11 protein-coding genes and 2 pseudogenes are annotated in these 11,271 nt (G+C 54.8%); 8 read left to right on the top strand and 5 right to left on the bottom strand.

Annotation, left to right across the window (positions count from 1 at the left end; all coding sequences use genetic code 11):
- Window positions 1-34: 34 nt before the first annotated feature.
- Entirely contained in the window at window positions 35-604 is a 570-nt protein-coding gene (locus AM410_RS06505; RefSeq protein ID WP_073397528.1) for a TetR/AcrR family transcriptional regulator, read from the bottom strand.
- 186 nt (window positions 605-790) lie between these two features.
- On the opposite strand from AM410_RS06505, the gene AM410_RS06500 reads away from it, so the two are divergent.
- A complete protein-coding gene (locus AM410_RS06500; RefSeq protein WP_014168016.1) occupies window positions 791-1,210 on the top strand; it encodes a GNAT family N-acetyltransferase in 420 nt (139 codons plus the stop codon).
- Here the strand turns inward: AM410_RS06500 and AM410_RS06495 are convergent.
- Window positions 1,207-1,854, bottom strand: a complete 648-nt coding sequence (locus AM410_RS06495; RefSeq protein WP_073397530.1) for a TetR/AcrR family transcriptional regulator — start codon at window positions 1,852-1,854, stop codon at window positions 1,207-1,209. The two genes, AM410_RS06500 and AM410_RS06495, sit on opposite strands and share 4 nt — an antisense overlap.
- 78 nt (window positions 1,855-1,932) lie before the next feature.
- On the opposite strand from AM410_RS06495, the gene AM410_RS06490 reads away from it, so the two are divergent.
- Both AM410_RS06490 and nlpA read left to right on the top strand, forming a co-directional pair.
- Window positions 1,933-3,450, top strand: a complete 1,518-nt coding sequence (locus AM410_RS06490) for an MDR family MFS transporter (RefSeq protein ID WP_073397532.1) — start codon at window positions 1,933-1,935, stop codon at window positions 3,448-3,450.
- 108 nt (window positions 3,451-3,558) lie between these two features.
- A complete protein-coding gene (nlpA, locus tag AM410_RS06485; RefSeq protein ID WP_020882712.1) occupies window positions 3,559-4,359 on the top strand; it encodes a lipoprotein NlpA in 801 nt (266 codons plus the stop codon).
- 41 nt (window positions 4,360-4,400) lie between these two features.
- On the opposite strand, the gene AM410_RS06480 is transcribed toward nlpA, so the two are convergent.
- Complete coding sequence (locus AM410_RS06480) at window positions 4,401-5,429, bottom strand: alpha/beta hydrolase (protein WP_032679306.1); 1,029 nt, start codon at window positions 5,427-5,429, stop codon at window positions 4,401-4,403.
- Between the two features lie 2 nt (window positions 5,430-5,431).
- Entirely contained in the window at window positions 5,432-6,628 is a 1,197-nt protein-coding gene (locus AM410_RS06475; RefSeq protein ID WP_073397534.1) for an MFS transporter, read from the bottom strand.
- A 198-nt stretch (window positions 6,629-6,826) separates the two neighbouring features.
- Between AM410_RS06475 and AM410_RS06470 the strand changes: the two genes are divergently transcribed.
- From AM410_RS06470 to AM410_RS24280, 5 genes and pseudogenes are all read left to right on the top strand, one after another.
- Complete coding sequence (locus tag AM410_RS06470; protein WP_073397535.1) at window positions 6,827-7,714, top strand: LysR family transcriptional regulator; 888 nt, start codon at window positions 6,827-6,829, stop codon at window positions 7,712-7,714.
- A gap of 94 nt (window positions 7,715-7,808) precedes the next feature.
- The gene (locus AM410_RS06465) at window positions 7,809-8,588 is read left to right on the top strand and encodes an MBL fold metallo-hydrolase (protein ID WP_108647655.1); all 780 of its coding nucleotides are present in this window, start codon (window positions 7,809-7,811) and stop codon (window positions 8,586-8,588) included.
- A gap of 26 nt (window positions 8,589-8,614) precedes the next feature.
- The gene (locus tag AM410_RS06460) at window positions 8,615-9,568 is read left to right on the top strand and encodes a GlxA family transcriptional regulator (RefSeq protein ID WP_073397539.1); all 954 of its coding nucleotides are present in this window, start codon (window positions 8,615-8,617) and stop codon (window positions 9,566-9,568) included.
- 5 nt (window positions 9,569-9,573) lie between these two features.
- Window positions 9,574-9,939: pseudogene (locus tag AM410_RS06455) on the top strand (hypothetical protein); the annotation flags it as partial.
- Window positions 9,917-10,792: pseudogene (locus AM410_RS24280) on the top strand (VENN motif pre-toxin domain-containing protein); the annotation flags it as partial. The pseudogenes AM410_RS06455 and AM410_RS24280, both read left to right, overlap by 23 nt.
- Window positions 10,793-10,901: 109 nt before the next feature.
- Here AM410_RS24280 and AM410_RS24020 read toward each other — a convergent pair.
- Complete coding sequence (locus AM410_RS24020) at window positions 10,902-11,111, bottom strand: hypothetical protein (RefSeq protein WP_219822380.1); 210 nt, start codon at window positions 11,109-11,111, stop codon at window positions 10,902-10,904.
- Window positions 11,112-11,271 lie beyond the last annotated feature (160 nt).

Genomic DNA, 11,271 nt, shown 5'->3' with positions numbered 1-11,271 from the left:
GAATAACGTCTTCCCGCTAATTATTCACATGCGATTACTTCGCAGAGAAAAGCATATTTAAAATATTTTGATAAAGAGGCTCTAATTGTTCAGAGGGTACGTTTAAGGGGGTGAGTCGACGGTAAATAGACCCCTCAATCATTACCGCGGTAATCTCCACGCAGCAGCGAATATGATCATCACTCAGGTGGGGAAACTGTTTTTTCAGGTGTGCGCAGGCATTAGCAAACATCCGCTGTTCCGCTTCGACCAGCATGGCCGCCACCTGGGGATTACGCGTGGCTTCAGCCGACATCTCAAGCATCAGCGCATCGTCATCTTCATTCAGGGTCTGTCGCCAGGCGAGCGCCTGAGGCATCCCCTCGACCAGCGTTTTACCCTGAATCTCTTCGATGCGTGAGTCGATGATACGGCGAATCATCTCTTCAATAATCGCATCTTTGTTACTGAAATAACGGTAGATTTGCCCGACGCTGAGCTTTGCCTCGCTGGCGATCTGCGACATGCTGGCCGCATGAAAACCGCTGGTGCGAAAGCACTGACGCGCGGCAGCGATGATGTCGTCCTGACGCTGTTTTTGGCGTTCTTCCAGTTTTGTGCTCATCGTCGGTTACCCTATAAAAGTGAGAATGATCGTTCTCATTATACGTTTCAGGTGCGTATTGGAAAGACTTTTTTTAAGTACTTATTGAATGAATATTTCAATGTTTAAAGAATGGAGAAAAAAAGGAGTTTTGATGAAGGAAAGGCTGTGCAATATTAATATTGCACAGAAAATAAGGAGAAAAATATGCATCTGAGCACGACGGATAACGTCACACACGATGAAAAAGAAGAATTATTAACAGGACTTCGCGCCTACAACGGACAATTTTTAGATCTCTCAAACTTTAGCGGCGACATTGGCGTTTATGTGCGAGACGATAAGGGCGTGATGCTGGGTGGGTTAATTGGCGTGCGCAAAGGCGACTGGCTAAACATCGATTTTCTGTGGGTCAGCGACACCGTGCGGGGATCGGGCGTCGGCAGCCAGCTTATCAAAACGGCGGAAGACGAAGCCCGACGCAAAGGCTGCACCCATGCGCTGGTGGATACGGTCAGCTTCCAGGCACGTCCATTCTATGAAAAGCAGGGCTATCAGCTGCAGATGTCGTTGCCGGATTACCCGTACCCGGGTATGCAAAGGCATTATCTGACCAAATCCCTTTAACCGCCGATGCCGTTGCCCATCACGGCCAGCGCATGACGCACAATGATCTCTGGCGAGAGGGCGTGTAGCCTCTCGTCGTTGCGCATTCTTGAGAACGGCACCAGCACCAGGCTTAGCAGCGTGGTGAACAGCAGTTCTGGCGCGAGTGCCCGGTTCAGTTGCCCTTCCTGCTGCCAGCGTTTAAGGGTGGCGAGCGTTGCCTGGTATTTGTCGTCACCGAACCGCGCGTGCAGATGCGTGCGCAGTACAGGCATCTCCCCGATGACCTCCTGCATCCACAGCGGGGCAAACCAGCGGTGCTGCTCCGCCAGCTCGGCCAGTACTTTCACCATTTGCGTTAATGCGTTGACCGGCGAGTCGGGGTTTTCGGCGAAAATTGCGCCGATCCGATTACGTAAGGGCAGGAAGCGCTCCTCAATCATCGCGTCGAGCAATTGTTCTCGTGAAGTGAAGTAGTAATGCAGCATCGCTGGCGTTACGCCCGCTTCTTTGGCGATGGCGTTCAGCGAGGTTTGAGCGATCCCCTGGCGGGAAAAGAGGCTCAACGCAATATCCAGCAGCTGTTCGCGGCTGGCGGTTGCCCGCTTTCCGCCGCGTGGTCGACCGGGGCGGCGCGGTTCAGAATTGTCCTTATGTGCTGGCATAGTCGCAGGATCTCTTGATCTTATTCATCACTTACTTAAATATTAATTATCCAGTTAATTAATTTCAAGCGATCTCTTATGGAGTCCGACGTAATGACTCAACCTGCGCAAAACGCGCCGTCGATAAAGCTGCTGTTCAGCGCGCTGCTGCTGGTGATGCTGCTTTCGGCGCTGGACCAGACGATTGTTTCCACGGCGTTGCCCACCATTGTTGGGGAACTGGGTGGCCTGGATAAACTCTCCTGGGTGGTGACGGCCTATATTCTCAGCTCGACCATTGTGGTGCCGCTGTACGGAAAATTCGGCGATCTGTTTGGGCGTAAAATCGTCCTTCAAATCGCTATTGTGCTGTTTCTGGCAGGGTCGGTGCTCTGTGGTCTGGCGCAAAACATGACCCAACTGGTGCTGATGCGCGGCCTGCAGGGGCTGGGCGGCGGCGGTCTGATGGTCATCAGCATGGCCGCCGTGGCGGACGTTATTCCGCCTGCGGAGCGTGGCCGCTATCAGGGGCTGTTTGGCGGCGTGTTTGGTCTGGCGACGGTGATCGGGCCGCTTATCGGCGGGTTTATCGTACAGCACGCCTCCTGGCGCTGGATTTTTTATATCAACCTGCCGCTTGGCCTCTTTGCCCTGCTGGTGATAGGCGCGGTGTTCCACGGCAGCGCACGGCGCAACAAGCACGAGATTGATTATCTGGGGGCGATTTACCTCAGCATGGCGCTGCTGTGTATCATCCTGTTTACCACTGAAGGCGGGACGATACGCCAGTGGAACGACCCGCAGCTGTGGTGCATTCTGGCCTTTGGCCTGACGGGTATCGCCGGGTTTATCTATGAGGAGCGTCTGGCCTGGGAGCCGATCATTCCGCTCTCGCTGTTCCGCGATCGCAGCTTTCTGCTCTGCAGCCTGATTGGCTTTATTATCGGGATGTCGCTCTTTGGCTCGGTCACCTTCCTGCCGCTCTATCTGCAGGTTGTGAAAGACGCCACGCCGACTCAGGCCGGTCTGCAGCTGATCCCGCTGATGGGCGGACTGCTGCTGACCTCGATCATCAGCGGGCGGATTATCAGCCGTACCGGAAAATACCGTCTGTTTCCGATCGCCGGTACGCTGCTTGGCGTGGTGGGCATGGTGCTGCTGACGCGTATCTCGATCCACTCGCCGACCTGGCAGCTGTACATTTTTACCGGCGTGCTGGGGATGGGTCTGGGGCTGGTCATGCAGGTACTGGTGCTGGCCGTGCAGAACAGCGTCTCTGCCGATCAATACGGGGTAGCGACTTCCGGGGTCACGCTGTTTCGTTCCATTGGCGGGGCCATCGGCGTCGCGCTGTTTGGCGCGGTCTTCACCCACGTTTTGCAATCGGGTCTGATGGACCGTTTACCGCAAGGGGCGGAGTTACCGCATGAGCTCAATCCTGCGGCCATTCACCGGCTGCCAGAGACCCTGCGGCTCGATTACCTTGATGCGTTTGGCTCAGCCATTCACGCGGTGTTCCTGCTGGCGGCAAGCATTATGGTGCTGGCGTTTGTACTGTCGTGGTTTTTACGTGAAACGCCGTTACGCCGTGCGGGCATGCTCAGGTCGGATCAATAGCGCCCCCGCACATATAACTTATCCGTCTTATTGATGCTTTTTCGTTTTTTAGCCAGCCGTACCGTTGTCGATATAGTCACTGAAACGTTTATCAAAAGGATATGTCTCGTGAAACTTCGATTGGGTGCTCTGGTTCTCGCGGGCCTGCTGCTGGCAGGTTGCGATCAAGGCGGCAGCGATGCCAAACACATCAAAGTCGGCGTGATTAACGGCGCGGAGCAGGACGTGGCGGAAGTCGCTAAAAAAGTGGCGAAAGAGAAATACGGTCTGGATGTGGAACTGGTGGGGTTCAGCGGCTCGCTGTTGCCCAATGATGCCACCAGTCAGGGCGATCTTGATGCCAATGTCTTCCAGCATCGCCCGTTCCTGGCAGAAGATAATAAGGCGCATCACTACAAGCTGGTTGCTGTAGCGAATACCTTTGTTTTCCCGATGGCCGGCTACTCCCGCAAGATCAAATCCGTGTCTGAGCTGAAGGACGGCGCGACCATCGCCATTCCAAACGATCCGACCAACCTTGGCCGCGCACTGCTGCTGTTGCAAAAAGAGAAGCTGATTACCCTGAAGCCGGACGTTGGCCTGCTGCCGACGGCGCTGGATATCACCGCCAATCCGAAGCATTTGAACATTATGGAGCTGGAAGGGGCGCAACTGCCGCGCGTGCTGGATGATCCGAAAGTGGATGTTGCCATTATCAGCACCACCTATCTCCAGCAAACCGGGCTGTCGCCGGTGCATGACAGCGTGTTTATTGAAGATAAAAACTCGCCGTATGTGAATATCGTGGTGACGCGGGAAGACAACAAAGACGCGGAAAACGTGAAGGAATTTATCCAGTCGTATCAGTCGCCGGAAGTGGCGAAGGCCGCAGAGACCCTCTTTAACGGTGGCGCGGTGCCGGGCTGGTAGTCAGGACAAAGGCGTATAACAGTGTTATACGCCTTACCGGGTTATTTCAGGTTGGCTTTAAAGAACGAGGCCAGTTTTGCAAACGGGATCAGATCCGTGCGGTCATACAGGTCAACGTGGCCTGCATTCGGCACGATATACAGCTCTTTCGGTTCACCGGCGCGTTTATAGGCGTCTTCGCTAAACTCTTTCGAATGCGCTTTATCACCCGTGATAAACAGCATCGGACGCGGTGAAATGGTTTCGATATCGTTGAACGGGTAGAAGTTCATAAACTTGCCGATGCTGCTCATCATCGGTTTCGTCGTCAGCGCCTCTTTCTCGCCCTGTGGCGTGTACCCGCCGCGTTCGGTGCGATAGAAATCGAAGAACTCACGCTGGATAGCCGGCGTAGAATCATCCAGCTTATTTACCGTCCCGGGAATGTAGGCTGTCTCTGCACCCTGATACTCTTTCAGACGCTGCTCAGCGGCAGAGGCAATCATCGCTTTACGCTGTTCAACCGTCACGGAATGGTTGAGACCGTTGCGGAAGGCGGAGCCCATGTCATACATGCTGACGGTGGCGATCGCTTTCATGCGCGGGTCAATTTTCGCCGCGCTAATAACGAAGCTGCCGCTGCCGCAAATGCCCAGCACCCCGATGCGCTGCGGATCGACAAAGGACTGAGTGCTCAGATAATCCACGGCCGCGCTGAAATCATCGGAATAGATTTCTGGTGAGATCAGATGCCCCGGTTTACCTTCGCTTTCCCCCCAGAATGAGAGATCAATCGCCAGGGTGACAAAGCCCTGTTCCGCGAGCTTTTGCGCATAGAGACTGGCGCTTTGCTCTTTCACCGCGCCCATCGGATGGCCAACCACGATCGCCGGCAGTCTGGCGTTTTTATCCGCCTCTTTTGGCCGATACAGATTGCCGACGACGTTCATCTGATACTGGTTTTTAAAGGTCACCTTCTGCTGCGTAACCTTATCGCTTTTATAGAAATTATCTGCGCCCCGGGACATATCGGCAGCGCTGGCGGCGAAGGCGCTAACTAACAGCCCGAGCGCCATAGTGAATCTTCTCATGATTAACTCCTGTGAAGTGTGTCGTTGTGTGAGGTGTGAAACGTGAACATGGCAGCGGCGATAAGCAGTACACCGCTGAGTGCAAAGGTGCTTTGCCAACCGCTGTGGTCAAAGGCCAGGCCACCGAGCGTGGAGCCGAGCGCAATGGAGAGCTGCACCATTGCCACCATCAGTCCGCCACCCGCTTCGGCATTTTCAGGAAGCGTTCTGGCAACCCAGGTCCACCAGCCGACGGGGGCGGCCGTCGCGACCAGTCCCCAGAGGCCGAGCAGGGCGGTGACGGCGGCAAGGTGATGGCCGAAGGCCATCAGTGCCGCGGCAATCAGCGCCATCACCACGGGAATGGCGACCAGCGTGGTGTAAAATCCGCGGCGCAGAAACGTGCCGATCAGCAGGGTGCCGATAAAACCCGCCACGCCAATCACCAGCAGGATTAACGATAACTGCGTCGCGCTGGCGAAAGTCACGGTTTCCAGGAACGGACGCACGTAGGTAAACAGCGCGAACTGCCCCATGAAAAAGACGCCGCACGCGACCATTCCTTTTGCCACCAGTGGTTTTTTCAGCAGGCCGAAGGCGCTGGTGGACGACGCGGTGCGCTTTTCCACGGACATGGAAGGCAGGCTGAACCACTGCCAGATAAACGCGAGCAGGCTGACGGGCACCAGGCAGTAAAAGGCACCGCGCCAGCCGATTGTCTCCCCCAGCCAGCTGCCGAGCGGAGCCGCAACGACGGTCGCCAGGGCGTTGCCACCGTTAAAAATGGCCAGCGCACGTTGAACCTGATGCGGTGGCACAAGGCGAATTGCGGTCGCCGCGGAGAGCGACCAGAAGCCGCCAATGGCCACGCCAAGCAGTGCGCGTCCCAGCATATAAAGGGGATAGCTCTCAGCCACGGCGATAATCAGACCGGAGACGGCCATCAATGCCGTCAGGCCCAGCAGCAGCGATTTGCGGTTAATGCCTCCCGCAAGAGAAGAGAGAAACAGGCTGGTCAATACGGCCAGCGCGCCGGATATCGCGATCCCGAGGCCCGCCAGGCCTTCGCTGACGGCGAGATCCCGCGAGACGGGCGTCAGCAGACTTACAGGCATAAATTCTGAGGCGACCAGCGTAAAAGCGCAGAGGGTCATTGCCAGCACGCCGCTCCAGCAGGCACGGGACTGGCGCGCTGATGTTTCGTTCACCATAGCGGACATCGTGTTTACCTTGTTATTCGTTCGGCCAGATTCGGACAAGCCGGGGCCGGGCGCTATTCACGGGAATAACGCATGCAGATGAAGGGTTGGAATGTGGTTGACGTCAGGTCACAGTGAAAATTTTACACGGCGGGTGTATTCTGACTAGCTAATCAATGCTTAATGGGCTTATAAGTATGGCTTATAAATGAGGGTGTGATGAAGCGTAACCTGAACGATCTTTTTGCTTTTGTCACCGTGGCGCGTGAGGGCAGTTTTACCCGTGCCGCGGCACAGTTGGGCGTGACCCAGCCCGCGTTAAGCCAGGCCATAACCGGGCTGGAGAACCGGATGCAGATCCGCCTGCTGACCCGCACCACCCGCAGCGTTTCCCCCACCGCAGCCGGTGAACGCTTGCTTAACGCGATTGGCAACCGTTTCGATGAAATCGAAGCGGAGCTGGACATGTTGACGGAGCTTCGCGACAAGCCCGCCGGCACGGTGAGGATCACCTGTGGACCCGATGTGTTATCGCGTACTCTGTTACCTAAGTTGACGCCACTTTTGCGGCAATACCCCGACATTCACATCGAGTTCGACGCCAATCACGGTTTTCGCGATATCGTTGCCGACCGCTTCGATGCGGGCGTTCGTATGGGAGATACCATCGATAAAGACATGATTGCGTTGCCGATAGGCCCGCAGTTGCGTATGGCCGCGGTCGCCTCGCCGGACTACTTCGCCCGTCATCCTGTTCCGCAAACGCCGCATGAGCTGACGCAGCACCAGTGCATTAACCAGAGGATGATTAAATCCGGCGGGATTTACGTCTGGGATTTTGATCATGACGGTGGCGATCTGAACGTGCGCGTGAATGGCCAGCTGACCTTTAATACTTCCTGGCATATTGTCGAAGCTGCCCTGGCGGGATTCGGGATTGCTTTCCTGCCCGAAGACGAGTTTGGCGATCATATTGCTGAAGGCCGGTTAATCCGCGTGCTGGAACCCTGGTGTCTGCCCTTCCCGGGGTATTATCTCTACTACCCGAGCCGAAAGCAGCCGTCGCCGGCCTTTTCGCTGGTGGTGGATGCGTTGCGGATGCGATAACGTTGACCCGATTTCATCGATCATCGCCCTGTGGCCCACATCGTTACGCGCGGCATCGGGCTATTCTCCTCTTCACACTATGAGGAGAATACCCATGAACATCACCCAGATTCGTAATGCCACTCAGCTGATTACCTACGCCGGGAAACGCTTTTTAATCGACCCAATGCTGGCCCCGAAGGGCGCTTATCCGGGCTTCCCCGGCACGGCGCATGCGGAGATCCGCAACCCGATGGTCGAGCTTCCCGTTGACGTCAACACGTTGCTGGAGGCGGATGCCGTGATCGTCACCCATACCCATGACGATCACTGGGATCGCGCCGCAGTCGAACTGATCGGCAAAGATAAACCTGTCTTTGTGCAAAACGACAGCGACGCCGCGCTGCTGCGCAGCCAGGGATTTACCCACCTGACGGTAATGACCGAGGAGACGGGGTTTGGCGATATCCGGATCGCGAAAACCCGCGGCGGCCAGCACGGTACCGATCGTGCTTACGCCGTGCCGGAGCTGGCGGAACGGCTGGGTGAAGCCTGTGGCGTGGTTTTACGTCATCCTGATGAGAAGACGCTCTACATTGTCGGGGATACCATCTGGCGTGATGAAGTGGCAGCCGATCTGCAAAAGCATCAGCCGGATGTGGTGGTGCTTAACGCGGGCTATGCTCACGTCATCGGGTTTGGGCCGATTATCATGGGCCAGGAAGATGTGCTCAACGTCCACTTACTGCTGCCGCAGGCGAAAATTGTGGCGACCCATATGGAGGCCATCAACCACTGTCTGTTGACCCGCCATGCGCTGCGTGAGTACGTTGACGCGAACCTGATTGGAGATGCGGTGAGCATTCCCGAGGATGGTGAAACCGTTATATTCTGAGCATCATCAGGGGAAAGGAGAGATACATGGCGCTAATCAACGTCGCGATTGTTGCAGTAGACGGGTTCAGCCCATTCCACTACTCCGTTCCCTGCATTTTGTTCGGTGATACGGTATCCGGCGAAAAGCGCTTTAGTGTGTTGATCTGCGCCGAAAAACCGGGATTATTGACATCCACAGACGGGTTTGCGCTTAACGCGACTCACGATTTCTCCGCCATCGGCCAGGCAGATATCGTCGTGGTGCCTTACTGGCAGCATGTCCAGCAACGCCCGCCCCAGACGCTTCTCGACAGCCTGGTCCAGGCCAGAGACAACGGGGCGGAGATCGTCGGGCTTTGTCTGGGGTCGTTTGTGCTGGGTTATGCGGGCATTCTCGACGGTAAACGCGCGGCCACGCACTGGGAGTTTGAACATCAGTTTCAGACGCTTTTCCCGGACGTAAAGCTGGATATCAATGCGCTCTACGTCGATGACGGCAATATCATCACCTCTGCGGGTACCGCTGCCGCGCTTGACTGCTGCCTGTACATCATCCGCCAGCGCTTTGGCAGCGTGGTCGCTAACCAGATTGCCCGCCGTATGATCGTACCGCCACACCGCGAGGGGGGGCAGGCACAGTTTATTGCCCAGCCGGTACCGAAAGATACCCGTGACGGACGAATTAACTATCTGATTGACTATCTCCAGCAGCACATTGCCGAACCGCATAATCTGGACTCGCTGGCAGAGGTGGTATCGATGAGCCGCCGCACGCTTACCCGCCATTTTGTAAAAGCCACCGGAATGAGCGTGGCTGACTGGCTGACCACCGAGCGCCTGCGGCGCAGCCAGATATTGTTAGAAGCCGGAAATATGCCCATTGAAAGCGTGGCAGAGCTGGTAGGGTTTAACTCTGCGGTGACCTGGCGCCAGCAATTTAAGGCGCGTTTTGGCGTGAGTCCGGCAGAGTGGCGTAAGACTTTTCGGCTTCGTCATTAATTTATTACTGCTTCCTCGGCGATGCGGCGTTCGATACCCGCTATGTTTCCAACGTAGTACTCGACCAGACCGATAACCGCTACCTGAACGGTATCGGCTCCGATCTGGATCTGATGGATAACGCCGCGGCGGCGCAGCAGTCGCTGGGCCTGCAGTTTGGCGTCTCGCTGACTGCGGATCAGATTGCTGCGCTCGACCACAGCTTACTGTGGTGGGAGAAGGACGCCGTCAACGGCGAAACGGTGATGGTGCCGAAGCTTTACCTGTCGCCGAAGGACGTTACCGTCAATAACGGCAGCGTGATTGCGGGCAACAACGTCACCCTGAAGGGGGGAAGCATCACCAACAGCAGGCGCTGTGGGGGCGGCATCCGGCGAACTGATTGCGACAGCGATTGCCAGACAGCTCTATCCGGACACAGACCCGTCGACGCTGACGGAAGGGCAGAAGCAGACCGTGAGTACGCTGGCATCTGTTTCAGCGGGCATAGCTGGCGGGCTGGCCGGGGGAAATACGGCTGGTGCGGCGGCCGGGGCCAGTGCAGGGAAGAATAGTGTTGAGAATAATTTATTCGACGGTAGTGAAGAGGCTCAGGCAGCGTGGATACGCCAGCACGGCGTCGATATGACGACCTGTTCCGATAATCCGAGTGGGGCCGCATGTCAGAAAGCAATGAATGAACGTGATGCCGTAGGGGTGGCGCTTGCAACAGGCAGTGTAGCTCTCTTACCCGGTAGCGCTCAGGTCTTATGGGGATTAGGCGCAGGTGCTAATGCTGGTATCAACTATCTAGCTGATGGAACTATAGACCCAACAACAGCTATTATTGGTGGCTGGGTTAATGTGATCAGTGCCGGAAATGGTATTGGAGGAACAGTTGGCTGGAATGCGGCCGGAGGTGCATTAGGAAACTGGCTTGAAGGTAAAGATCCAATATCTGGTGCGTTAGTAAATGGTGCAGGTTCCGTTGTGGGTTATGGCACTGGCAATGGCCTTAAATGGGGAGTTAACGCTGGTGCTAACTGGTGGAAAGGTGGTTGGGATCCCTAGTTTAACACTGACCTAAGACAGTTTACTGAAATAAAAGGGGATTATGGTCTTTCAAAAGAAATGAAACCAAGCAATGTGCCAAGCTCAATTGGTGACATTGGTGGTAGTATTTCTTCAGAAGTTGGAGGTAAATATACAGAGTATAAAATGAAGCAAGTAGGAGATGGTAGATGAAAATACTAAAATATACTCTTCCTCTGGTTTTTTTTATAGTATTTAGTATGGTTTCAATTTTTCTGACAGGGATCGTTTTATATGCATGCGGAGAGGTTTTTTTCTTAGTTTATAAAGGAATACCAATATCTTTTTCACCGAGTATTATTTTGTTTTTAGGTAAAATAAGTATATACATTGGTAGTTTTGCTGGAGTAATGTTATTGATCGCTAACGTGCTAAAAAAATGATAAAAATCGGCAAGTTGTAGCAAAAAATAATGGGCTGGATCTGAGGCATAATTACTGTGATACAACATTTCAGTGTCTTGATTACCCATAAAAAATAAAAATACATATGGTATATTGGTATATCTGAGAAAAGAGTAAAACTAAGATCTCGGTTACTGAACCGGGATCTTAGTCATTCACATATCTTTGGCTGGTCAATACTGACGACGCTCAGCCCTTCAGCCCTTCAGCGCATCCCCGCAGTTCACT

Origin of the sequence: Enterobacter cloacae complex sp. FDA-CDC-AR_0164 (assembly GCF_003071645.1) — a bacterium.
Taxonomy (GTDB): domain Bacteria; phylum Pseudomonadota; class Gammaproteobacteria; order Enterobacterales; family Enterobacteriaceae; genus Enterobacter; species Enterobacter ludwigii.
This window is presented reverse-complemented; position numbering and strand designations above follow the sequence as displayed.